20 protein-coding genes are annotated in these 22705 nt (G+C 69.1%); 13 read left to right on the top strand and 7 right to left on the bottom strand.

Translation table 11 applies throughout. From position 1 onward, the window contains the following. Positions 1–35 precede the first annotated feature (35 nt). From ubiB to BMZ38_RS12515, 4 genes are all read right to left on the bottom strand, one after another. Complete coding sequence (gene ubiB, locus BMZ38_RS12530) at positions 36–1682, bottom strand: ubiquinone biosynthesis regulatory protein kinase UbiB (RefSeq protein WP_091338109.1); 1647 nt, start codon at positions 1680–1682, stop codon at positions 36–38. Continuing rightward, positions 1679–2326, bottom strand: a complete 648-nt coding sequence (locus BMZ38_RS12525; protein WP_091338107.1) for a ubiquinone biosynthesis accessory factor UbiJ — start codon at positions 2324–2326, stop codon at positions 1679–1681. The genes ubiB and BMZ38_RS12525 overlap by 4 nt, the downstream gene beginning before the upstream one ends. Positions 2327–2395: 69 nt before the next feature. Next, positions 2396–2860 carry a tRNA (cytidine(34)-2'-O)-methyltransferase gene (locus BMZ38_RS12520; protein ID WP_091338103.1) on the bottom strand — a complete coding sequence of 155 codons (465 nt, stop codon included), beginning with the start codon at positions 2858–2860 and terminating at the stop codon, positions 2396–2398. 48 nt (positions 2861–2908) lie between these two features. Continuing rightward, a complete protein-coding gene (locus BMZ38_RS12515; RefSeq protein ID WP_091338100.1) occupies positions 2909–3115 on the bottom strand; it encodes a hypothetical protein in 207 nt (68 codons plus the stop codon). A gap of 256 nt (positions 3116–3371) precedes the next feature. On the opposite strand from BMZ38_RS12515, the gene BMZ38_RS12510 reads away from it, so the two are divergent. The 4 genes from BMZ38_RS12510 (at position 3372) to BMZ38_RS12495 (ending at position 10284) form a co-directional block, all read left to right on the top strand. After that, on the top strand, positions 3372–6233 hold the full coding sequence (locus BMZ38_RS12510; protein WP_425431884.1) for a M16 family metallopeptidase: 2862 nt from the start codon (positions 3372–3374) through the stop codon (positions 6231–6233). A gap of 102 nt (positions 6234–6335) precedes the next feature. Next, positions 6336–6740, top strand: coding sequence for a DUF4156 domain-containing protein (locus BMZ38_RS12505; RefSeq protein ID WP_091338097.1), 405 nt, complete (start codon positions 6336–6338; stop codon positions 6738–6740). A gap of 188 nt (positions 6741–6928) precedes the next feature. Continuing rightward, on the top strand, positions 6929–9160 hold the full coding sequence (locus BMZ38_RS12500; protein ID WP_091338093.1) for an NADP-dependent isocitrate dehydrogenase: 2232 nt from the start codon (positions 6929–6931) through the stop codon (positions 9158–9160). 83 nt (positions 9161–9243) lie between these two features. Then, positions 9244–10284, top strand: a complete 1041-nt coding sequence (locus tag BMZ38_RS12495; protein ID WP_245747277.1) for a TraB/GumN family protein — start codon at positions 9244–9246, stop codon at positions 10282–10284. 50 nt (positions 10285–10334) lie between these two features. Here BMZ38_RS12495 and BMZ38_RS12490 read toward each other — a convergent pair whose 3' ends face one another. Together BMZ38_RS12490 and BMZ38_RS17805 are read right to left on the bottom strand one after the other, a co-directional pair. After that, a complete protein-coding gene (locus BMZ38_RS12490) occupies positions 10335–11285 on the bottom strand; it encodes an aldo/keto reductase (RefSeq protein ID WP_091338089.1) in 951 nt (316 codons plus the stop codon). A gap of 141 nt (positions 11286–11426) precedes the next feature. Continuing rightward, positions 11427–11597 (bottom strand): hypothetical protein, encoded by a 171-nt coding sequence (locus BMZ38_RS17805; RefSeq protein ID WP_175483771.1) that lies wholly within the window; start codon positions 11595–11597, stop codon positions 11427–11429. A gap of 130 nt (positions 11598–11727) precedes the next feature. Between BMZ38_RS17805 and BMZ38_RS12485 the strand changes: the two genes are divergently transcribed. From BMZ38_RS12485 to BMZ38_RS12460, 6 genes are all read left to right on the top strand, one after another. Continuing rightward, complete coding sequence (locus BMZ38_RS12485; RefSeq protein WP_091338087.1) at positions 11728–12642, top strand: LysR substrate-binding domain-containing protein; 915 nt, start codon at positions 11728–11730, stop codon at positions 12640–12642. Between the two features lie 97 nt (positions 12643–12739). Continuing rightward, positions 12740–13849, top strand: a complete 1110-nt coding sequence (locus tag BMZ38_RS12480) for an S-(hydroxymethyl)glutathione dehydrogenase/class III alcohol dehydrogenase (protein ID WP_091338084.1) — start codon at positions 12740–12742, stop codon at positions 13847–13849. Between the two features lie 205 nt (positions 13850–14054). After that, positions 14055–14717, top strand: coding sequence for an NYN domain-containing protein (locus tag BMZ38_RS12475; protein ID WP_091338080.1), 663 nt, complete (start codon positions 14055–14057; stop codon positions 14715–14717). Positions 14718–14752: 35 nt separating this feature from the next. After that, positions 14753–15631, top strand: coding sequence for a class I SAM-dependent methyltransferase (locus tag BMZ38_RS12470; RefSeq protein WP_245747276.1), 879 nt, complete (start codon positions 14753–14755; stop codon positions 15629–15631). A gap of 7 nt (positions 15632–15638) precedes the next feature. Continuing rightward, positions 15639–16172: a pseudouridine synthase gene (locus BMZ38_RS12465; protein WP_091338073.1), complete on the top strand. Its 534-nt coding sequence runs from the start codon at positions 15639–15641 to the stop codon at positions 16170–16172. A gap of 73 nt (positions 16173–16245) precedes the next feature. Further along, a complete protein-coding gene (locus BMZ38_RS12460) occupies positions 16246–16995 on the top strand; it encodes a class I SAM-dependent methyltransferase (RefSeq protein WP_091338070.1) in 750 nt (249 codons plus the stop codon). A gap of 61 nt (positions 16996–17056) precedes the next feature. Here BMZ38_RS12460 and BMZ38_RS12455 read toward each other — a convergent pair whose 3' ends face one another. Further along, positions 17057–17842, bottom strand: a complete 786-nt coding sequence (locus BMZ38_RS12455) for a TatD family hydrolase (RefSeq protein WP_091338067.1) — start codon at positions 17840–17842, stop codon at positions 17057–17059. Positions 17843–18113: 271 nt separating this feature from the next. Between BMZ38_RS12455 and BMZ38_RS12450 the strand changes: the two genes are divergently transcribed. From BMZ38_RS12450 to gspE, 3 genes are all read left to right on the top strand, one after another. Then, positions 18114–20078, top strand: a complete 1965-nt coding sequence (locus BMZ38_RS12450) for a S8 family peptidase (RefSeq protein WP_091338063.1) — start codon at positions 18114–18116, stop codon at positions 20076–20078. Positions 20079–20151: 73 nt separating this feature from the next. After that, on the top strand, positions 20152–20604 hold the full coding sequence (locus tag BMZ38_RS17980) for a YadA-like family protein (RefSeq protein WP_245747275.1): 453 nt from the start codon (positions 20152–20154) through the stop codon (positions 20602–20604). 240 nt (positions 20605–20844) lie between these two features. Further along, positions 20845–22575, top strand: a complete 1731-nt coding sequence (gene gspE / locus BMZ38_RS12440) for a type II secretion system ATPase GspE (protein WP_091338060.1) — start codon at positions 20845–20847, stop codon at positions 22573–22575. Positions 22576–22705: the final 130 nt, after the last annotated feature.

The raw sequence follows: 22705 nt of genomic DNA, 5'->3' as shown, positions 1-22705 counted from the left end.
GCCAGCGAGCGGACTCTCGCGAGGCCGTCGCCGGATCAGCGGCGGGCGCTGGCGAGGAAAGCGAGCAGGCTCGCCACCAGGCAGCCCGCGGCGACCCAGTCCGAACCATCCGGCCCACCGGCGATCCACAGCAAGGTGGCGCAACCAAGCAGCGCGGCGCCGAATAAGCCGCCCAGCAACGCGCGCCGCCGGCGCAGCGCGAGTTCCGCGCGCAGGGCAAGTTCCGCCGAGTCGACCAGCTGCCGACGCTCACCGCTGGCCACCTGGCGCAGCGCGTCGCGCACCAGCTCGGGCAGTTGCGGTGCCGCGTGCAGCCATTCGGGCAGCCGCTGGCGCACCGCCCGCAAGGTGCGTCGCACGCTGTAGCGCTCGCGCAGTATGCGCTTGAGTACCGGGTACGCCACCGCCCAGATGTCAATATCCGGGTCGAGCATGCGCCCCACGCCCTCGATGTTGAGCAGGGTCTTCTGCAGCAGGATCAGCTGCGGCTGCAGGGTGAGCTCAAAGCGCCGCGCAGTCTGGAACAGCTTGACCACCACCTCGGCCAGCGAGATCTGCGACAGCGGTCGGGTGAAGTACGGCTCGCACACCGTGCGGATCGCCGCCTCCAGTTCGTCCAGCCGCACCGTGGCCGGCATCCAGCCGGCGGCCACGTGCAACTGCGCGATGCGCGCGTAGTCGCGCTCGAACAACGCGATGAAATTCTGCGCCAGCCAGTACTGGTCGGCCTCGGGCAACGAACCCATGATGCCGAAGTCCAGCGCCACGAAGCGCGGCTCGGTGCGGCGTTCCAGGTCCACCCAGATGTTGCCGGGATGCGCATCGGCGTGGAAGAAGTTGTCGCGGAACACCTGCTCGTAGAACACCCGCACACCCTTGGCCGCCAGCGCCCTGCGGTCGATCCCGGCGGCATCGATGGCGGCAACGTCGTCGGCGCTCACGCCGTGCACGCGCTCGAGCGTGAGCACGCGCGCGGCGGTGAAATCCCAGTACACCGCCGGTACGTAGAGGTCGACGCCGCTTTCGAAGTTGCGCTTGAGCAGGCTGGCGCTGGCGCCTTCGCGCTGCAGGTCCAGCTCGTTCTCGAGCATCTTCTCGACTTCGGCCACCACGTCGAGCGGACGGATCTTGTCCGCGTTGGGATGCCAGCGCTGCGCCAGCTCGCCCAGCGAACGCATCAGTGCAACGTCGCGGGCGATCTTCTGTTCGATGCCCGGGCGCAGCACCTTGACCACCACCGCTCGGCCGTCGTGCAGAGTGGCGGCGTGCACCTGTGCGATCGAGGCGGAGGCGAGCGGGCTTTCGTCGAAGTGGGCGTATAGCCGTCCGATGGGCGCCTTCAGCTCGCGCTCGACGATGGTGCGCGCCTCGCTGCCGGGGAAGGGCGGCACCTGGTCCTGCAACTGTGCCAGCTCGTCGGCGATATCGGCCGGTACCAGGTCGCGGCGCGTCGACAGCACTTGACCGGCCTTGACGAAGATCGGCCCGAGTTCGGTCAGGGCCAGGCGCAGGCGCGCACCCCTCGGCAGCGCGCGGGCCCCCGGGCGTGGACGCGCCAGCAGTGGGCGCAGCAGCTTGAGCGGTCGGTACAGGTGCGCCGCGTCGACCAGTTCGTCCAGCCGCCAGGCCAGCAGCACCGAGGCGACCCGCAGCACGCCGGGTGCCACCTTCAACGGCGTCATGCGCGTGGCCCCATGCGCTGGCGCAGGCGTGCCAGCCGGGCTTCCAGGCGTTCGGTGCGTTCGCGCAGCGCGTCCACTCCATCGAGAAAGTCGTCCACCTCGCCCATCGCCGGGGTCAGCCGCGCTTCGTCGCGCAGCCAGTCGGCACCGTCCTCGGTGAACTGCCCGGCGCCCTGCCGCGCATGGCGCAGCCCCCTGGCGATGGCTTGCGCCATCGGCACGCCGAGTACGTCGCCGAAGCTGCGCGCGAAGGCTTCCTCAAAGTCCGGCTGGAAGCCGCTGGCCAGTTTCTCCAGCCGGCGCGCGAGGTCCGCATCGCCGGCAATCTCCACCTTGCCGGGCGAAACGCCCTCGTCGCCGCGGCGCAACGCCATGGCAAGCAGGCTGCCGGGACTGGCGGCCACGCGCAGCTGGCTCAGCCCCTGGGGCGGCCCGACCTTCAGGCGCTCGTTGTGCACCGTCACGCCGAGCGCCAGTTCCGGTCCGCGCAGGTGCAACTGGATACTGCGGCCTTCCAGTGCACCGAGCTTCTGCCGGGTGTCCGGGTCGAGCGACAGCGTGTGGTTGAGCGCGGTTTCCAGCGCACGGCCGGCGAGTTTGCGCAGCGGCTGCGGGAGCCAGGCGTTCGGGAGAGGGGCGTTCATCCCGCGATTGTAGCGGGCAGGGCTGTCGCGGCGGCGCCTTGGAAGGCGCGCCCGCCGCGGGGGCGCGCGCTAGGCGGCGCCCGTGAAACCCAGTTGGCGCCACGCCTCGTAAACCGCCACCGCCACGGTGTTGGAGAGGTTGAGGCTGCGGCTCTGCGGTCGCATCGGCAGGCGCAGACGCTGTTCGGGCGGTATCGCCCCGAATACCTCCTCCGGCAGCCCCGCGGTTTCGCAACCGAACAGCAGCGCGTCGCCTTCGGCGTAGCGGGCGTCCACGTGGGCGACGCGGCCGCGTGTGGAAAACGCGAACACGCGTGGCTCGCCCAGCGCGAGCAGGCAGGCGTCGAGGTCCTCATGCACCGCAACGCGGGCGTACTCGTGGTAGTCCAGGCCGGCGCGGCGCAGGCGCGCATCGTCCAGTTCGAAGCCGAGCGGGCGGATCAGGTGCAGCGAGGCACCCGTGTTGGCGCACAGCCGAATGGCGTTGCCGGTGTTCGGCGGGATCTCGGGGCGGTAGAGGATGACATGCAACATCCAACCATTATCCGCGCGCGGCGCGGATGGGCCCAGTCCGTCGTGTGCTCAGCTGGCCAGCCGCGGGCAGACCACGCCGTCGGGCGGCAGCATGCAGGTGCCGGGCACGGCCATCAGTACGCCAATCTTGCCGTCGGCGCCGCTGCCGGCCAGTTGCACCGGGCCGGGCGTAAACAGCATCGAGGCCATGATCCAGCCGCACACCAGCAGGCAGGCGGCAAACAGGCTGCGCAGCAACAGGTTCTCGAGTTTCATGGTTGGGTTCCTTGGGCGATGGGGTGGTGTCCTGTGCGAGTACTGTGGCAAGCCTCGTGCCAGCCATGCAGTGCCGGCGAACCCCTTGATCCTGTGACGTTTGTCAGCCGCACCGCGATCCGCATGGATTGTCCGCGGACAGTGTGCGGTCCGCGGGCGGACACCGTCCCGGACAACCACGTATCCTTTGTCGCTTGTGCCTGCTTGCCCCGCACCGATAGCCTCAGCGTTCATTCGTGAGACGGGAGGTTGCACCGTGGCAAAGCGTTTCCCACCCAAGACCGCGCTGGCGTTGATTGCCGCCAGCCTGTTCGTCGTGCCGGCCCTGCTGCCGGTGGCGCAGGCCGCCGACGCCCCCGCGGCACAGGCGTCGAAGATCCCCGAGCTGAAGTACGACCGCTTCACCCTGCCCAACGGGCTGACCGTGGTCGTGCACGAGGATCACAAGGCGCCGGTGGTGGCGGTGAGCGTGTGGTACCACGTGGGCTCCTCCTATGAGCCGAAGGGCAAGACCGGCTTCGCGCACCTGTTCGAGCACCTGATGTTCCAGGGCTCGGAGAACCACAAGGACGAATACTTCAAGCCGTTCGAGCTGGCCGGCGCCACCGACCAGAACGGCACCACCTGGCTGGACCGCACCAACTACTTCGAGACAGTGCCGACCACCGCGCTGGACATGGCGCTGTGGATGGAATCGGACCGCATGGGCCATCTGCTCGGCGCGATCGGCCAGAAGGAGCTGGACGAGCAGCGCGGCGTGGTGCAGAACGAGAAGCGCCAGGACGAGAACCAGCCCTACGGCCGCGTCGGCGAGCTGATCCAGGCCGAGGCCTTCCCGGCCAACCATCCCTACCATCACGACACCATCGGCTCGATGGCCGACCTGAACGCGGCCTCGTTGGGCGACGTCAAGCAGTGGTTCAAGGACTACTACGGCACCGCCAACACGGTGGTCGTGCTCGCCGGCGACATCACGCCGGCGCAGGCGAAGGAGAAGATGCTCAAGTACTTCGGCGACATCGGCGCCGGTCCCGCCGTACCGCGCCCGCAGGTGTGGATCACCCCGCGCACCCGGTCCACCCGCGGCACGATGACCGACAACGTGGCGCAGACGCGCATCTACCGCGAGTGGAACGTGCCCTCGCGCACCGACCTGGAACTCAACCAGCTGCAGCTGGCTGCGGCGGTGCTCGGCGGCGGCAAGACCTCGCGCCTGTACCAGCGGCTGGTCTACAAGGACAAGCTCGCCGACGACGTCTCGGTCGACATCGAGCAGCACGCGCTGGCCAGCCTGTTCGAGCTGCAGGTGGACGTGAAAAAGGGCGCCGACCCGGCCAAGGTCGAGGCAGCCGTCGCCGACGAGTGGGCGAAGTTCCTCAAGGACGGGCCCACCGCCGACGAGCTCGAGCGCGTCAAGACCGGCATCCGTGCCGCCTTCGTGCGTGGCCTGGAACGGGTCAACACGCAGGCCTCGATCCTCGCCGAAGGCCAGCTCTACCAGAACGATCCGGCCGCTTACCTGAAGGACTTCCACGCGCTGATGGCGGCCACTCCGGCCAGCGTCAAGGCCTCCGCGGACAAGTGGATATCCAGGGGTGACTACACGCTCACGGTCAGCCCGGGCAAGGTCGAGGAGACCGACTTCGCCACGTATGGCGGCCGTCCCGCGCTGCCAGGCAAACCCGAGCCCAAGCTCGCCGCCAGGGGCAACTACCGCACCACACCCAGCGCGGTGGACCGCAGCAAGGGCGTGCCGGAGGTGACCCGCTTCCCCGGCCTGACCTTCCCGACCCTGCAGCACGGCAAGCTCGCCAACGGCATCGAGGTGACCCTGGCCGAGCGCCACGAAGTGCCGGCGGTGCAGGTGCAGTTGCTGTTCGACGCCGGCTATGCCGCCGATCAGGGCCGCAAGCTCGGCACTTCGAGCTTCACCATGGCGATGCTGGACGAAGGCACGAAGGACCTGGATTCGGTCGAGATCGCCAAGCGCGAGCAGCGCCTGGGTGCGATCATCGGCAGCGGCTGCGGGCTGGATTTCTGCAACGCCTCGCTCAACGCGCTCAACGACAAGCTCGCGCCCTCGCTCACCCTGTTCGCCGACATCGTGCGCAACCCGGCCTTCCGCAGGGACGACGTGGCGCGCCTGCGCGGCCAGTGGCTGGCGCGCATCGCGCAGGAGAAGAGCCAGCCGATCGGCATCGCGCTGCGCACGTTGCCGCCGCTGCTCTACGGCCAAGGCCATGCCTACGCGATTCCGTTCACCGGCTCCGGAACGGTGCAATCGATCACCTCGCTCGACGTGGACGACATGCGCCGCTTCATGGGCGACTTCATCCGCCCGGACAACGTAAAGGTGCTGGTCGCCGGCGACACCACGCTGGGCAAGGTCATCCCGCAGTTGAACAAGGTGTTCGGCGACTGGAAGCCGGGCGCCGGCAAGGTGCCGGCGAAGAACCTGGCGAAGGTGGCCGCGCCCGCTGCCTCGCGGGTCTTCCTGATCGACCGTCCCGGCGCACAGCAAAGCCTGATCCTGGCCGGCAGCCTGGCGCCCTCGACCAAGACGCCGAACAACCTCGACATCGAGACCATGAACGGCGCCTTCGGCGGCACCTTCACCTCGCGCCTGAACATGAACCTGCGCGAGGACAAGCACTGGGCCTATGGCGCCTACAGCTTCATGCCCGATGCGCTGGGCCAGCGCCCGTTCCTGATGTACGCGCCGGTGCAGACCGACAAGACCGCGCCGTCGGCCGGGCAGATCCTGGCCGAAGCGCGCGGCGTGGTCGGCAAGCAGCCGCTGACCCACCAGGAAATCGCCAAGATCAAGGAAGGCGACGTGCGCAGCCTGCCGGGCGAATACCAGACCACCTCGGCGGTGATGGGCGCGATCGAGGACATCGCCCTGTACGACCGCCCGGACGACTGGGTGCAGACCGAGAAGGCACGCATCGAGGCGCTGAAGGATCCGCAGGTGCAGGCGGCAGCGCAGGAGGTGATCCACCCCGACCATCTGACCTGGGTGATCGTGGGTGACCTGAAGAAGATCGAGGCGCCGGTGCGCGCGCTCAAGCTGGGCAAGGTGCAGGTGCTCGACGCCGACGGCAAGCCGGTGGAGTGAAAGCCGCCTCTCCCCCGGCGCGGCCGGGGGAGAGGATTCAGCCCGGCGGCGACCGGCCAAGGTACGATGGCCTCTTCCCGATCGCCCCGCCGGAGCCCGTCCATGCGCAAGACCCCGCTGCTGCTCGTTCCCATCCTGCTGCTCGGCGCCTGCACCTGGGGCATCACGCTCGACGATGCGGGCAAGCAGGTGCGCACTGCCTGGAGCGGCGACGTGTCGCAATGCCGCGACCTGGGCAAGGTCACCGTCTCGGTGATGGACCACGTCGGCCCGGTCGACCGCAACGACATCAAGGTGCGCGACGAACTCGAGGTGATGGCGCGCAACGAGGCGGCCAAGATGAACGCCGATACGGTCAAGCCCCTGGGCGAGCCGACCGACGGCTCGCAGGCGTGGGGCGCCTATCAGTGCGGCAGCGCGCGTCCGTCTTCCACCGCCACGCCGGCCAGGCAGCCGGCGCCAGCCGCTTCCGGCGGCACGCAGACCTTCCCGATCAGCGGCGGCTGAGCGCAGGTTCGCCTGGTCGGGGCATCTGCCGGCGCGGCGCATGCAGGACACGGCGCGTGGCGCGCGTCCAGGCATGCGCCCGCGTATGTCCGGTCGATAGCCAGCATCGCCCGATCGCGCGAAAATAACGCTCTTGTCCGCGGCGAACGTGACGTGCGCCGCTCCCCTGCCCGCGAGAGGTTGCCTAAGTGTCCGAGAGCCCGAAGATCATCTACACGCTGACCGACGAAGCGCCCTTCCTCGCCACCCAATCGCTGCTGCCGATCGTGAAAGCCTTCGCGCAGACCGCCGGCATCGGCGTGGAGACGCGCGACATCTCGCTGGCCGCGCGCATCCTCTCGCAGTTTCCCGAGTACCTGAAGGACGACCAGCAGGTCACCGACGACCTGGCCGAGCTCGGCCAGCTGGCGACCACGCCCGAGGCGAACATCATCAAGCTGCCCAACATCAGCGCCTCGGTGCCGCAGATGAAGGCCGCGATCAAGGAGCTGCAGGCGCAGGGCTACGCGCTGCCCGACTATCCGGACGAGCCCAAGGACACTGGCGAATGGAACGCCAAGGCCCGCTACGACAAGATCAAGGGCAGCGCGGTGAACCCGGTGTTGCGCGAAGGCAATTCCGATCGTCGTGCACCGGCCTCGGTGAAGAACTACGCGCGCAAGCATCCACACCGGATGGGCAAGTGGAGCGCCGGTTCGAAGACTCGCGTGGCGCACATGGACGCCGGCGATTTCTACGGTTCCGAGCAGTCGGCCACGATGGACAAGGCGGGCAGCCTGAAGATCGAGCTGGTGGCCAAGGGCGGCGCGGCCACCGTGCTGAAGGAAAAGGTCGCGGTACAGACCGGAGAGATCGTCGACGCCGCGGTGATGAGCCGCGCCGCGCTGGCGCGCTTCGTCGACGCCGCGATCGCCCAGGCCAAGGAAGCGGGCGTGCTGTTCTCGCTGCACCTGAAGGCCACCATGATGAAGGTCTCCGACCCGATCATGTTCGGCGTGGTGGTGGGCGAGTTCTACAAGGACGTGCTGGACAAGTACGCCGCAGAACTGAAGCAGGTCGGCTTCGACCGCGACAACGGCATCGGCGACCTCTACGCGCGCCTGGGCCAGCTGCCGGAAGACCGGCAGGCGGCGATCAAGGCCGACATCCAGGCCGAGTACGCCAAGCGCCCGGGCCTGGCGATGGTCAACTCGGACAAGGGGATCACCAACCTGCACGTGCCCAGCGACGTGATCGTCGACGCCTCGATGCCGGCGATGATCCGCGACTCCGGCAAGATGTGGGATGCCAAGGGCGAGCTGCAGGACACCCTCGCGCTGATCCCCGACCGCAGCTACGCCGGCATCTACCAGGCGGTGATCGAGGACTGCAAGGCGCACGGCGCGTTCGACCCGTCCACCATGGGGTCGGTGCCCAACGTCGGCCTGATGGCGCAGAAGGCCGAGGAATACGGCTCGCACGACAAGACCTTCCAGATCGCCTCCGACGGCACCGTGCGCGTGACCGACCAGGATGGCCGCACCGTGTTCGAACACGCGGTCGAGGCGGGCGACATCTGGCGCATGTGCCAGACCCGCGACGCGCCGATCCAGGACTGGGTCAAGCTCGCCGTCACCCGCGCGCGCCTGTCCGGCACGCCGGCGGTGTTCTGGCTCGATCCGCAGCGTGCGCATGACGCGCAGCTGATCGCCAAGGTCGAGCGCTACCTCAAGGACCACGACACGGCCGGCCTGGACATCCGCATTCTTCCGCCGGTCGAGGCCATGCGCTTCTCGCTGGATCGCATCCGCCAGGGCCAGGACACCATCTCGGTCACCGGCAACGTGCTGCGCGACTACCTCACCGACCTGTTCCCGATCATGGAACTGGGCACCAGCGCCAAGATGCTCTCGATCGTGCCGCTGATGGCCGGCGGCGGCCTGTTCGAGACCGGCGCCGGCGGCTCGGCGCCCAAGCACGTGCAGCAGTTCCTGGAGGAGGACTACCTGCGCTGGGATTCGCTGGGCGAATTCCTGGCGCTGGCCGCCTCCTTCGAGCACCTGGCCGACACCTACGGCAACAAGCGCGCCGGCGTGCTGGCCAAGACGCTGGACGTAGCCAACGGCCGGATCCTGGACAACAACAAGTCACCTGCGCGCAAGGTCGGCGAGCTGGACAACCGCGGCAGCCATTTCTACCTGGCGTTGTACTGGGCACAGGCGCTCGCCGCACAGGACGAGGACGCCGCATTGAAGACCACCTTCGCGCCGCTGGCCAGGGCGCTTTCCGACAACGAGGCGGCGATCGTGGCCGAGTTGAACGGTGCGCAGGGCAAGGGCGTGGACATCGGTGGCTACTACCACCCGGACCTCGCCCGCACGGGCGCGGCGATGCGCCCGAGCACGACCTTCAACGACGCGCTGGCGACGCTGAAGGTCTGAAGAGGAAAAGGGCGCCATGGGCGCCCTTTTTTCATGTCCGGGGTGGTTTGTAAGATGCTCGGCGTGCCAGGGATGGACCCTCAATGATGCGCATCTTGCCGATCCTTCTGTGTTCGCTGCTCGCCGCCCCAGGACCCTCCGCCGCCAGCGGGCAGGCCCTGCCCGTGCCGCCCGCCTCGGTGACCACCCTGGCGCCGGTCATGGTCAGCGGCGAGCAACCCGGCCCCGGCCTGTGGAAGGTGATCTCGCCCGAGGGGCACGTGCTGTGGGTGCTCGGTACGCTCGATCCGCTGCCGCGCGACATGCGGTGGCAATCGCGCGACGTGCTGCAGCGGCTGGGCCAATCGCAGGAGCTGCTGCTCGAGCCGGGCATCAAGCTCCACGCGAAGCTGGGCTTCTTCGGCACGCTCGCCCTGTTGCCGCGCCTGATCGGCATCCGCAACAACCCCGATCACGCCAGGCTAGCGGAGGTCGTGCCCCCGGCCGACTATGCGCGCTGGCAGGCGCTCAAGGCACGCTACATCGGGCATGACGGCAAGGTGGAAAGGTGGCGGCCGCTGTTCGCCGGCTTCGAGCTGTACAAGGCCGCCATCAAGCGCGCCGGCATGGACCGCAAGGGCGTGGTGCCGATCCTGCTGAAGGCGGCCAAGGACAAGGGCATCCCGCGCACGCCCACCAATTACGTGCTGACGGTCGACGACCCCAGGGCGCTGGTGAAGGACTTCAAGCGCGAGCGGCTGGACGACATCGCGTGCTTCGAGAGCATGCTCGATCGGGTGCAGACCGACGTGGCCCGCATGGGCACGCGCGCCAACGCCTGGGCCACCGGCGACCTGCAGGCGCTGCGGGAACTGGCCGGTCGCGCGGACGACATCCCCTGCGTCGACGCGGTCGCCGGCGCCGGTTTCGCCCGCAAGCTGGGACTGGAAGACGTCCGGGGCAAGGTGCGGCAAGCCTGGCTGGCGCAGGCGCGCCGTGCGCTCGCCGCCAACCGCGATACCTTCGCGCTGCTGTCGATCGACGAGGCGCTGCGGCCGGACGGCTATCTGGCGGCACTCGCGGCCGACGGGTACACGGTCGAGGCACCCGATGTCGACGAGGATGCGGCCGCCCCATCGAAGTAGCGCGTATCGTCCGGCCGGATGATGCCGCCCGCACGGTTTCCCGGCAGCGGTCAATCCTCGGCGCTGGCCTGGTCGAGCAACGCGATCTCGTCCGGCGAAAGCGCCAGCTTCACCGCGCCCAGCAACTCCTGCAGCTGTTCGATACTCGTGGCGCTGGCGATGGGTGCGGTGAGACCGGGCCGGGCGATCAGCCAGGCCAGCGCGATCTGCACGGGCGTGGCCTGATGGCTTGCCGCGACGCGGTCCAGCGCATCGAGGATGCCCAGGCCGCGCGGGTCGAGGTACTTGCGCACACCGTCGCCGCGGGCGCGGCTCTTGGCCAGGTCCGCTTCGCTGCGGTACTTGCCGGTAAGGAAACCGCTGGCCAGGGCGTAGTAGCTGATCACGCCGACCTGTTCGCGCCGGATCAGCGGCTCCAGTTCGCGCTCGTAGCCGGCGCGCCGGACCAGGTTGTACTCCGGCTGCAGCGACTCGTAGCGCGGCAGGCCGTGCGCGGCCGATACCCGGAGGGCCTCGGCGAAGCGGTCGGCGCTGTAGTTGGAGGCGCCGATCGCGCGCACCTTGCCCTGCTCGATCAGCCGCCCGAACGCGCCCAGCGTCTCGGACAGCGGAACCGAGGCATCGTCCTCGTGCGCCTGGTAGAGGTCGATGCAGTCGACCTGCAGGCGCCTGAGCGAGCCTTCCACGGCCTGCTGGATGTTGACCGGCGACAGGCCCGGCTGTTCGGCCCACTTGGCCACCTTGGTGGCGATCACCACCCGGTCGCGCTTGCCGCTGGCCTTGAGCCACTTGCCGATGATCGCTTCCGACTCGCCGCCCCGGTTGCCCGGCACCCAGGCCGAATAGACGTCCGCCGTGTCGATCAGGTTGAAACCCGCGTCGACGAAGGCGTCGAGCAGCTCGAACGAGCGCTTTTCATCGACGTTCCAGCCAAACACGTTGCCGCCCAGCGCGAACGGGGCGACGGCGAGCGGCGAGCGGCCAAGCGGGCGCAGTGGCATGGGGATTCCTCGGGTGGGCGCGCAAACCGTCTAGATGGAAGCGGGCAGCGTCCGAATCAAGCGGGTCGCTCACCGGCGCCTCCCACGCGAGGGAAGACCAAAGAGGCCCGCCCCCGCATGGCAGGGGCGGGCGACCGGACCTCAGGGGAGCAAGGCCGCGCGCAGCACGTCGCGCCAGCGCAGCATCGGTGGCACCGGCCGAACCGCGGGCGAGCGGCGGCCGCGCGCGGCCGGCGCATCCTCGCGCCAGCGCAGGTCGGTGGGCAGGGCATGGCCATGCAGGTACAGCAACTGCTTCCAGAGCGGTTTCACGGGAACCTCCGGTGGGGGTGTTGCCTTGGGGTGTGCTCAAGCTACGCCGCCGCCGATCCGCCAAAAAGCGATATATTCGCAAGCCAGCCTTGACTAGCATTCAAGGCGATCCGATCCGGAGGCTGCATCCGTGAGCCAGATCCCGCTGGGCCTGCTGCAACAGTTCGTGCGCGTCGCCCGCCTGGGCAACCTCTCGCGCGCGGCGGTGCAGGCCAATCTCACCGTCAGTGCGCTGAGCCATCAGGTCCGCCAGCTGGAGGACCGGCTGGGCCGCCGGCTGTTCGAACGCGGCCCGCGGGGCGTCACGCTCACCACCGAAGGGTGCAGCCTGCTCGAGGCGGTGGGCGAGCACTTCGACGGCATCGACCACGCCCTCGCGCGCTACCGCGAGCGGCGGCACGATTCGCTTACCCTGAGCGCCAGCTCCGGAATCATGTCCAGCTGGCTGATGCCGCGCCTGCCGGACCTGGTCGCGGGGCACCCGGAGCTGGAGCTCAACCTGCAATCGAGCTCCACGCTGGTGGACTTCGAGCGCGAACCGGTCGACGTGGCGCTGCGCTACGGCCGCGGCCAGTGGGAAGGCTTGCGCAGCGAGCGCCTGTTCGGCGAATGGCTGGCGCCGGTGGCCACCCCCGAGCTGGTCGCGCGGATGGGCGATGCCGACCCACACGATCTTGCCGCGTGGCCGTTGCTGGGTGATCCGGGCAACCGCTGGAATGATTGGTTCGCGCACTTCGGCGGCGAGCGTCCGAAGCGCTACGTGGCCCACTTCGACAGCACCGACGCGCTGCGCCACGCGGCGCTGGAAGGGCTCGGCGTGGCGCTGGGCCGGATGGTCACCTCGCGCTCGCTGATCGACGCCGGCCGGCTGGTGGTGTTGGGCGAGCGCTACATGTCCGTGCGCGAGGCCTACTGGCTGGTCTACCCGTCGCGCTCGCAGGAGCACCGTGGGTTGCAGGTGTTCCGCGACTGGCTGCTTGCCGAGGCCGATGCCTACTGCACGCAGATGCCGCAGTTGCGCGAGGACGAAGCCGCCAGCGCCTGATCCGCGGCCGTCGCGACCGGAGCGGGGGCGTCGAAGGTTTCCTCCATCGACCGTGCGCGGCATGATCGACGTTTGCGCCACCGCTTTGGAGTCGCCCATGAAATCCCGTGCCGCCGTCGCCTGGGAAGCAGGCAAGCCGCTGTCGATCGAAGAGGTGGAGGTGGCCGGCCCGAAGGCCGGCGAGGTGCTGGTGCGCATCGTCGCCACCGGTGTCTGCCACACCGATGCCTTCACCCTCTCCGGTGCCGATCCGGAAGGGCTGTTTCCGGCGATCCTCGGCCACGAGGGCGGCGGCATCGTCGAGGAGGTCGGCGAAGGCGTGACCACGCTGGCCGTGGGCGATCATGTCATTCCGCTGTACACGCCCGAGTGCGGCACCTGCGAGTACTGCCGCTCGGGCAAGACCAACCTGTGTCAGCGCATCCGCGCCACCCAGGGCCAGGGCCTGATGCCCGACGGCACCTCGCGGTTCTCCAAAGACGGCCGGACGATCCGCCACTACATGGGCACCAGCACCTTCAGCGAATACACGGTGCTGCCGGAGATTGCCGTGGCGAGGATCGACAAGGCCGCGCCGCTGGAGAAGGTCTGCCTGCTCGGCTGCGGCATCACCACCGGCATCGGCGCGGTGCTCAACACGGCGAAAGTCGAGCCGGGCGCCAGCGTGGCGGTGTTCGGGCTGGGTGGCATCGGCCTGTCGGTGGTGCAGGGCGCGGTGATGGCCAGGGCCGGGCGCATCGTCGTGGTCGACACCAATCCGTCGAAGTTCGAGATGGCGCGGCTGCTCGGCGCGACCGACTTCGTCAATCCGAAGGACTTCCCCGATACGCCGATCCAGCAGGTGATCGTCGAGCTTACCGGCGGCGTGGACTATTCGTTCGAGTGCATCGGCAACGTCGACGTGATGCGCGCGGCGCTGGAGTGCTGCCACAAGGGCTGGGGCGAATCGATCATCATCGGCGTGGCCGGTGCGGGACAGGAGATCCGCACGCGGCCGTTCCAGCTGGTGACCGGGCGCGTCTGGCGCGGGTCGGCGTTCGGCGGCGTGAAGGGCCGCTCGCAGCTGCCCGGTTACGTCGACCGCTACCTGGCCGGAGAGATCCGTATCGACGAGATGGTCAGCCAGGAGTTGCCGCTGGAACGCATCAACGAGGCATTCCACGCCATGCACGAGGGCCGGGTGATCCGCTCGGTGATCCGCTACTAGACGTCGATTTTTCCCGCGTTGACGGGGCGGTGCACCGAGGGCGGAGCGGCGGAGTACCCGGCGAAGGGCTCGCCGGGTACTCCGCCCGAACGTTGCCCACCCGCCGCTCGGCACCTTCCCCCGCGTTCGCACGAGTAAGGCCCGGACCGCGGTCCTCCGCTAGAATGCGCGCGCCTTCCCAGGCATCCACGCACCCGAGGCTCCCATGCAACGCACCGCCATCCTGGTCGACGGCGCCTTCTTCCTTGCCCGCTACCGCAGGGTGTGGGGCGAACGCGATGCCAGCGATGCGCGCACCGTGGCCAAGACCGTGTTCGGCATGGCGCTGGAGCATCTGAAGGCACTGGACCGCCCGCGCGAGGCGCTGTACCGCATCTTCTTCTACGACTGCCCGCCGCTGGAGAAGGTGTTGGTGCGCCCGCTCAGCGGCGAGGCGGTGGACTTCTCGCGCACCGGCGCGGCGGCGTTCCGCCGCGACCTGCATGATCAGCTGCGGCGCCAGCGCAAGATGGCGCTCCGGCTCGGCAGGCTGGCCGAGCGCGGCGAGTGGAAACTCAAGTTCCACGCCTATCAGCAACTGCGCGAAGGCAGCCTGGCGTGGGCCGATCTGGGCGACGAACATTTCGAGCCGGACATGCGCCAGACCCAGGTGGACATGAAGATCGGCATCGACATCGCCGCGCTGGCCTACAAGAAGCTGGTCGACCAGATCGTCCTGGTGGCCGGCGATGCGGATTTCATTCCGGCGGCCAAGCTGGCCCGCCACGAGGGCATCGACTTCATCCTCGACCCGATGTGGCAGGGTATAGCGCCGGACCTGCACGAGCACATCGACGGTTTGCAGTCGGTCTGCCCGCGACCCTGCTGATGCATTCCGTCCCACGCGTGGCCATGGAGATCACGATGAAGACCCTGCTGCTTTGCGCCTGCTGCACCGCCGTCCTGCTGGCCACGACGGCCGCCGCACAGGACCAGCCCACCGACGCGCTGGTGCCGCCGACCAGCGCCAGCGACTACACCGCCGCGCAACTGGACCAGGTGATCGGCGGCGACTGGCGCCCGGCCGTGCAGCGCGTGCGCGACACCTACCGTCACCCGAAGGAGACGCTGGAATTCTTCGGGTTGCGGCCGGACCAGACGGTGATCGAGATCACGCCGGGCGGCGGCTGGTACGCCGAGATACTGGCGCCGCTGCTGCGCGACAACGGGCACTACGTGGCTGCCGAGAAGCAGCCGGCCGCCGACGACGAGGCGCGCGGCGACGACAGTGCGCTGCGCAAGCTGTTTGCGGCGCATCCGGCGCAGTTCGACCGCGCCACGATCGTCACCTTCGATCCGAAGGCGCCGTCGTTCGGCCCGCCCGCCTCGGCCGACCGCGTACTGACCTTCCGCAATGTGCACAACTGGGCGATGGACGGCAGCGCGCCGGCCATGTTCAAGGCCTTCTTCGCCGTGCTCAAGCCCGGCGGCGTGCTGGGCGTCACCGACCATCGCGCCGACCCCGGCGCCACGCTTGACCAGGTCAAGGGCAGCGGCTACCTGCCGGTCGGCTACGTGGTGAAGCTCGCCACCGACGCCGGCTTCGTGCTCGATGGCCGTAGCGAGATCAACGCCAACCCGAAGGACGACCACGATCACCCCAAGGGCGTGTGGACGCTGCCGCCCACCTTTGCGCTGGGTGACGTGGACAAGGCCAGATACCAGGCGATCGGCGAGTCCGACCGCATGACGCTCCGCTTCCTCAAACCGGAGGCGCCGGCGCGCACGGCCTCCGCGCCATGACGGCAGGATGCTGATCGCGCTCAACAAGCCCTACGGTGTGCTGTGCCAGTTCTCCGGCGACGGCAGCCGCCCGACGCTGGCCAGGTACGTGCACGAGAAGGACGTCTATCCGGCTGGACGGCTGGACTACGACAGCGAAGGCCTGCTGCTGCTTACCGACGATGGTCGCCTTGCGCACCGGCTGACCGACCCGCGGCACAAGCAGTCCAAGGCCTACCTGGTGCAGGTGGACGGCGCGGTCACCGACGAAGCGGTGGCAACGTTGCGCCGGGGTGTCACGCTCAGCGACGGACCGACGCTGCCGGCCGGCGCCGAACACGCGGCCGAGCCGGACTGGCTGTGGCCGCGCGAACCGCCGGTGCGCTTCCGCAAGGCGATCCCGACCAGCTGGCTCGCGATCACCCTGCGCGAGGGGCGCAACCGCCAGGTCCGGCGCATGACCGCGGCCGTCGGCTTTCCCACTCTGCGGCTGATCCGTATGCGCATCGGCGACTACGCGTTGGATGGCCTGCTACCGGGCGAGACCCGCCGCCTCCTGTAGGGTGGGCCTCGGCCCATCACGCATACTGGAGCCGGTAGGCTGAAGCTCCCCGAATGGCCACTGGCTCGCGCCCATGCCTTCCTTCAAGGACCATTTCTCCAACCACGCCACGCTCTACCGCGATGCGCGTCCGTTGCCGCCGGCCGACTGGTTCGCCTGGCTCGCGGGCCAGGCGCCGGACCTCGCGTTGGCCTGGGACGCCGGTTGCGGCAATGGCCAGGCGAGCATCGGCCTCGCGGCGCATTTCGATCGGGTGGTGGCGACCGATCCCAGCATGACGCAGATCACGCAGGCAATCGCGCATCCGGCGATCGACTACCGCGTGGAGCCAGCCGAACGCAGCAGCCTTGCCGAGGCGAGCGCGAGCCTGGTCTGCGTCTCGCAGGCGCTGCACTGGTTCGACCTGGATGCCTTCCACGCCGAAGTTCGCCGCGTCGCCCGGCCGCGCGCGTTGCTGGCGGTGTCGGCCTACGGCAACTGCAGCGTGGACCGCGTGGTGGACGCAGTGGAGCGGACGCTCTATGCCGACACGCTCGGTGGCGACTGGCCGTCCGAACGTGCGCTGGTGGACAGCGGCTACCGCGAGCTGCCCTTTCCATTCGAGCCCGTGCCGACGCCCAGCTTCGCCATGCATGCGCGATGGAACCTGGCGCAGTTCGTTGCCTACCTGCGCTCCTGGTCGGCCACGCAGCGGTACATGAAACGCACGGGCGCCGACCCGGTGCAGGCAGCGATGCCGCTGCTGGCGGCAGCCTGGGGCGATCCGGACCAGGCGCGCACCGTGCGCTGGCCCTTCTTCACCCGTGTCGGGCGCATCGCCTGAGACGGGTCGCGCCTGCCACTAACGGCTCCTGCTCCGGACAAGGCAGCGGGAGCACGGCGCGTTAGAGGCCGAAGAACGCCGTCGCCGCCGCGGCGCTGTCCGCCGCGGTCACTTCCACCGGCTCGCCGCGATCGCGCGCGACCTCTTCGCAGATGTGCTTCAGGTACATCGGCTCGTTGCGCCGGTGGCTCGGCTGCGGGCGCACGGTGCGCGGCAGCAGGTAGGGCGCGTCGGTCTCCAGCATCAGGCGGTCGGCGGGAATCTCGCGCACGAACTGGCGCAGGTGGGTACCGCGGCGCTCGTCGCAGATCCAGCCGGTGATGCCGATGTGGCAGTCCAGCGCGAGGTAGTCGTGCAGCGCTTCACGGGTATCGGTGAAGCAGTGCACCACCGCCGCCGGCACGCGGTCGCGGTAGCGCTTGAGCAGGGTGAGGAAATCGGCGTGCGCATCGCGCTGGTGCAGGAATAGCGGCTTGCCCAGTTCCGCGGCGATGGCCAGCTGCTGCTCGAACACGCGCAGCTGCACGTCGCGCGGCGAGTAGTTGCGGTGGTAATCCAGCCCCGTCTCGCCGACGGCGCGCACTTGCGGCAGCCGGGCCAGTTCGCGCAGGCGCGCGTCGGTGGTCTCGTCGTAGTCGATCGCGTGGTGCGGATGCACGCCGGCGGTCGACCACAGCACGCCCGGGTGCTCGTGCGCCAGCGCCAGCGCCTGTTCGCTGCCTTCGCGCGATGCGCCGGTCACGACCATCCGCGTGATGCCGTGCGATGCCGCCCGCGCGAGCACGTCGGCGAGGTCGTGGCGGAAGGACTCGTGGGTGAGGTTGGCGCCGATGTCGACCAGTTGCATGGCTTGCCCGCAAAAGCGCGCATTGTTGCAAAGCATGCCCGTTTGGCAAGGCGCGCACCGTCGCGCCCGCTGTCACGCCGAAGTGACGGTTCACTACCTAGCGTGCAGGCCGACAGTGGCAGGGAAGCGGTGGGCGTTGGTGATGCAGTCACGCGACAGCCGGCAGGGAGCGTTCACGGCAGCCACGGTCAAAGGAAGCGGGGTCTCAGGCACCCGTGCAGTACTGCCCGTCGTGCAAAGCGGCGGGCGCTCAAGATCGGGGAATCACTACATGGCAAATCGTATGCGGATCGGGGCGCTGCTCGGCGCCTCCCTGGCCTTCGCCTGCTCGATGGCGGCGCATGCCGCCAGCACCAACGGCGGACTCGGCGCCACCCACTACAACCTCAGCTCGCTGAAGGCCAACGGCCATTACGACCGCTTCATCGTGACCTGGCGGCCCGGTAGCGCCGAACAGGCCAACCCGGCGCTGATGCAGCAGAGCATGGGCGTGGCGCTCAACCGCGCCGGGCTGATGCGCGCCACGCTCGGCGCGCAGGGCCGGATGCAGGCGCCGGTACAGGCAGCCTACGGCCGGCGGCTGGCGATCGGCGCCGACCTGCTGCGTACCTCGCGCAAGCTCGACCGCAACGAGGCCGCGGCGCTGATGTCGCAGATCGCCAGCAACCCGGCGGTGCTGCACGTGGCTCCCGATGTGCTGCGCCATCCGGTGAGCGACATCGCCGCGCCGGCCAACCTGCGCCCGGCCACGCTGCAGCCGAGCGATCCGCAGTACCGCGATTACCAGTGGGACCTGAAGGCGCCCAGTGGCAGTGCCACCGCGTTCGGCGACCGCGACTACGGCGGCTCGCGGGTCAATGCCGCATGGAGCCTGGCCAACGGCGCCAACGGCCAGGGTATCGTGATCGCCGTGCTGGATACCGGCATCACCACGCACGTGGACGTGAACACCCAACTGGCCGGCGCCGGCTACGACTTCATCACCGACCACCTGTTGTCCGGCCGCAAACAGGACGGACGCAAGCCGGGCGGCTGGGATGCCGGCGACTGGACCACCAGCGAGCCGTGGAAATCCATGTGCACGGACGAGTTCGACCCGCCACAGCCCAGCTCCTGGCACGGCACCCACGTGGCCAGCACGGTCGGCGCCGAACGCACCAACAACGGCATCGGCCTGGCCGGCATCGCCTATCGCGCGCGCGTGCTGCCGATCCGCGTGCTCGGCCATTGCGGCGGCTACGACAGCGACATCAGTGACGCGATCATCTGGGCCGCCGGCGGCCACGTCGCGGGCGTGCCGGACAACACCCACCCGGCCAGGGTGATCAACCTGAGCCTGGGCGGCTACGGCCAATGCACCGCGGACGACCCCATGGGCCAGGCCATCGCGCTCGCCAACCGGCGCGGCGCGACCGTCGTGGTGGCGGCTGGCAACGATGGCGACGACGTCGCCAACTACTCGCCGGCCAGCTGCCCGGGAGCGGTCACCGTGGCCGCCACCGGCATCACCAGCCGGCGCGCGTACTACTCCAACTACGGGCGAGGAATCGACCTGGCCGCGCCCGGCGGAGGCATCTACGCGGGCGACAAGAACAGCGGCAAGCAGGTGTCGGATGGCTTCATCTGGCAGGCGCTCAACAGCGGAACCACCAGGCCGGTGGCCAACGCGTCGAGCTACGCCGGCTACGCGGGCACCTCGCAGGCGACCCCGCACGTCAGCGGCACCGTCGCGCTGATGCAGGCCGCGCGCCTGGCGCGCGGGCTCAAGCTGCTGTCGCCCGCGCAGGTGCTGGACATCCTCAAGCGCACCGCCGCCACGCCCAAGGTCAAGCCTGATCGCCTCATCGGCGCGGGCATCCTGGACAGCTACGCGGCGGTGAGCCTGGCGATCGCCAAGGCGCCGTCGGTCAGCCAGGCGACGCCGCTGGACAACGGTGTGGCGCGCACCGGCCAATCCGGCGCCAAGGGCAGCCAGGTGGTGTATCGCATCGACGTGCCCGCGGGTGCCGGCAGGCTGAGCGTGCACACGAGTGGCGGCAGCGGCGATGTCACCCTGTACCTCAGGCATGGCGCGCCCGCCACGCCCGAGGACTACCACTGCCGGTCCGACCATCCCGGCACCACCGAATCGGTGGTGCTGAACCATCCGGCCGCAGGCAGCTGGTATGTCGCCGTGGTCGGGAAGACCGCCTACCGCGGCGTCAGCGTGCAGGGCAGCTACACCCTTCTGCGCTGAGCGTACGCCCCCTGGGCCGGCGACTGCATGCCGCCGGCCCGCACGGACGGTCTCCTGCGCGCCACGCGCTGCCATGCCGTTTTCCGGAGCACGGGCGGTCGTCACCGCCACCGACGCGGCCGACACCGGGCAGGTCGACCAGGCGCTGGCCACCGCCAACGCCTACGCCGATCCCGGCGACCGGCAGACGCGGGCCCGTGCGCAGTCGTACGCCGACCAGAAGCTGGCCAAAGTGTCGCTGGACCTGTTCAGCCTGCGGCGCGAGATGGACGATCGCTTCCGCACGGTCAACACCCGCCTCGACCTGGTCGGCGCGATGGGTTCGGCGATGTCGCAGATGGCGTTCAGCACCCAGGGCATCGACAGTCCCAACCGGCTGGGCGTGGGCCTGGGTGGCTACCGCGACCATGCCGCGCTGGCGGTGGGCTACTCGCGCCAGCTGTCCCCGCATGCCAGCCTGACCTTCGGCGCGGCGCTCAGCGGCAAAGAAAGCTCCGGCGGCGTGGGCCTGGGCGTCGGCTGGTAAACGGCGCCGGCCGGTAAGCGGCGGACGGGTGACCGGTACGGGCCGGTTACCACGGCGGCCGGCGCGGATGCAGGCGCCGGCCGTTTCACGTCGTGCTGAACTTGCCGGCGTGATGTTAGTCGGAAGTTCCACGGCATCCTCCGCCGCGCTCGCGCCCGGGCCGGGGGATGTGCTACCAATGGGTTTTCTCGTCGACGCAGGGGGTGTTGGCGGGTTGACGTGACTGGCGGGAGACACTGCATGTCGGCAGTTCCAACGCCGGCGGCTACCTGGGCGCTCTCCGTGGACGACCGCGAAGCGGCTGTCTGCGCACTCCTGGTATCGCGCGGCAACCTCAAGGACAGCGATCTCCATCGTGCGCGCCGGCTGCACGAGGAGGCGCCCGAAGGCACCCTGACCGCGCTGCTGGCGCGGCTCGGGCTGGTGTCCGAGCGCGACCTGGCCGAAGCCTGGTCCGAGCTGCTCGGCGTGCCGCTGATGGCCGCGCGCGATGCGCCAGAGATGCCGCCAACCGAACCCGAACTTTCACTGCGCTTCCTCAAGCAGCAGCACGTGGTACCGGTGCGCGAGGGCGAGGACGACCTGGCACTGGTGGTGGCCGATCCTGCCGATCCCTATCCGCTGCAGGCTGTCGAGTTGGCGGCTGGCCGGCCGGTCGCACTGCGCATCGGCCTGCGTTCGGAAATCGACGACCTGATCGAGCGCTACTACGGTACCGGCCGTTCGGCGATGGGCACCATCGTTGAGAACCTTGGCGGCGAAGCCAGCGAGGAGGACGACGTCGAGCACCTGCGCGACCTGGCTTCCGAGGCGCCGGTGATCCGCCTGGTCAACCTGATCCTTCAGCGCGCGGTCGAGCAGCGCGCGTCCGACGTGCACATCGAGCCATTCGAGAACCGGTTGAAGGTGCGCTACCGCATCGACGGCGTGCTGCACGAGGTCGAGGCACCGCCGTCGTCCTCCACCGCGGCCGTGATCAGCCGCGTCAAGATCATGGCCAAGCTCAACATCGCCGAGCGCCGGCTGCCGCAGGACGGGCGCATCCAGTTGCGCGTGCAGGGCAAGGAGCTGGACCTGCGTGTGTCGACCGTGCCGACCGCCTATGGCGAGTCGGTGGTGATGCGTATCCTGGACCGTGAATCGGTGGTGTTCGACTTCGAATCGCTGGGCTTTACACGCGAGTTCGAGCGGCGCTTCGTCGACGTGCTCGAGCGCCCCAACGGCATCCTGCTGGTGACCGGCCCGACCGGTTCGGGAAAGACCACCACGCTGTACACGGCGCTCTCGCGCATCAACACGCCGGATGTGAAGATCATCACCGTCGAGGACCCGGTCGAATACCAGCTCGAGGGCATCAACCAGATCCAGGTCAAGCCGCAGATCGGGCTCGACTTCGCCAACGCGCTGCGCTCGATCATGCGCCAGGATCCGGACGTGATCATGATCGGCGAAATGCGCGACCTGGAGACCTGCCGCATCGCGATCCAGTCCGCGCTCACCGGCCATCTGGTGCTCTCCACGCTGCATACCAACTCGGCTGCCGGCGGTGTCACCCGTCTTCTTGACATGGGCGTCGAGGATTATTTGCTCGGCTCGACCGTGAACGCGATCCTTGCGCAGCGCCTGGTGCGCAGGCTCGACCCCGAAACGGCGATTCCCTACGAAGCCTCGCCCGAGGTGATTGCCGAGTTCGAGCTGGAAAAGTACACCCACGAGCGCCCGATCCGCCTGTGGAAGCCCGGCAGCAGCACGGCCAACCCCACCGGCTACCGCGGCCGCCGCGCGATCGTCGAATTCCTGGTGATGAGCGAACCTTTGCGCCGGCTGGTCATGCAGCGCGCCGATGCCAGTGAGATCGAGCGCGTCGCGCGCGCCGAAGGCATGCGCACGATGTACGAGGACGGCATCGCCAAGGCGGTCGCCGGCGTCACCACCCTCGAGGAGGTGCTACGTGTCACGCAGGAGGGCTGAGCTTTTGGCTCCTTCTCCCCTCCGGGGGGAGGGTTGGAACGCTCTCGGAGCGATCGGGGCTCCTGTTTTGAAGAGCCCGAGCACGCGCGGCCTTGCCCACACCTTCGCGCTAGCCTTTGCCCCTCGCCCC

Origin of the sequence: Frateuria terrea, from assembly GCF_900115705.1 — a bacterium.
Taxonomy (GTDB): domain Bacteria; phylum Pseudomonadota; class Gammaproteobacteria; order Xanthomonadales; family Rhodanobacteraceae; genus Frateuria_A; species Frateuria_A terrea.
The sequence above is the reverse complement of the archived record's forward strand: the minus strand, read 5'-3'. Positions and strand labels throughout refer to the sequence as shown.

What these genes read in the sequence shown, in the direction of transcription:
- BMZ38_RS12525 (WP_091338107.1), bottom strand. Translation starts at nt 2,326, where the DNA reads ATGAACGCCCCTCTCCCGAACGCCTGGCTCCCGCAGCCGCTGCGCAAA.
- BMZ38_RS12490 (WP_091338089.1), bottom strand. Translation starts at nt 11,285, where the DNA reads ATGCCACTGCGCCCGCTTGGCCGCTCGCCGCTCGCCGTCGCCCCGTTC.
- BMZ38_RS12495 (WP_245747277.1), top strand. Translation starts at nt 9,244, where the DNA reads ATGATGCGCATCTTGCCGATCCTTCTGTGTTCGCTGCTCGCCGCCCCA.
- ubiB (WP_091338109.1), bottom strand. Translation starts at nt 1,682, where the DNA reads ATGACGCCGTTGAAGGTGGCACCCGGCGTGCTGCGGGTCGCCTCGGTG.
- BMZ38_RS12520 (WP_091338103.1), bottom strand. Translation starts at nt 2,860, where the DNA reads ATGTTGCATGTCATCCTCTACCGCCCCGAGATCCCGCCGAACACCGGC.
- BMZ38_RS12475 (WP_091338080.1), top strand. Translation starts at nt 14,055, where the DNA reads ATGCAACGCACCGCCATCCTGGTCGACGGCGCCTTCTTCCTTGCCCGC.
- BMZ38_RS12505 (WP_091338097.1), top strand. Translation starts at nt 6,336, where the DNA reads ATGCGCAAGACCCCGCTGCTGCTCGTTCCCATCCTGCTGCTCGGCGCC.
- BMZ38_RS12450 (WP_091338063.1), top strand. Translation starts at nt 18,114, where the DNA reads ATGGCAAATCGTATGCGGATCGGGGCGCTGCTCGGCGCCTCCCTGGCC.
- BMZ38_RS12470 (WP_245747276.1), top strand. Translation starts at nt 14,753, where the DNA reads ATGAAGACCCTGCTGCTTTGCGCCTGCTGCACCGCCGTCCTGCTGGCC.
- BMZ38_RS12460 (WP_091338070.1), top strand. Translation starts at nt 16,246, where the DNA reads ATGCCTTCCTTCAAGGACCATTTCTCCAACCACGCCACGCTCTACCGC.
- BMZ38_RS12515 (WP_091338100.1), bottom strand. Translation starts at nt 3,115, where the DNA reads ATGAAACTCGAGAACCTGTTGCTGCGCAGCCTGTTTGCCGCCTGCCTG.
- gspE (WP_091338060.1), top strand. Translation starts at nt 20,845, where the DNA reads ATGTCGGCAGTTCCAACGCCGGCGGCTACCTGGGCGCTCTCCGTGGAC.
- BMZ38_RS12480 (WP_091338084.1), top strand. Translation starts at nt 12,740, where the DNA reads ATGAAATCCCGTGCCGCCGTCGCCTGGGAAGCAGGCAAGCCGCTGTCG.
- BMZ38_RS17980 (WP_245747275.1), top strand. Translation starts at nt 20,152, where the DNA reads ATGCCGTTTTCCGGAGCACGGGCGGTCGTCACCGCCACCGACGCGGCC.
- BMZ38_RS12465 (WP_091338073.1), top strand. Translation starts at nt 15,639, where the DNA reads ATGCTGATCGCGCTCAACAAGCCCTACGGTGTGCTGTGCCAGTTCTCC.
- BMZ38_RS12455 (WP_091338067.1), bottom strand. Translation starts at nt 17,842, where the DNA reads ATGCAACTGGTCGACATCGGCGCCAACCTCACCCACGAGTCCTTCCGC.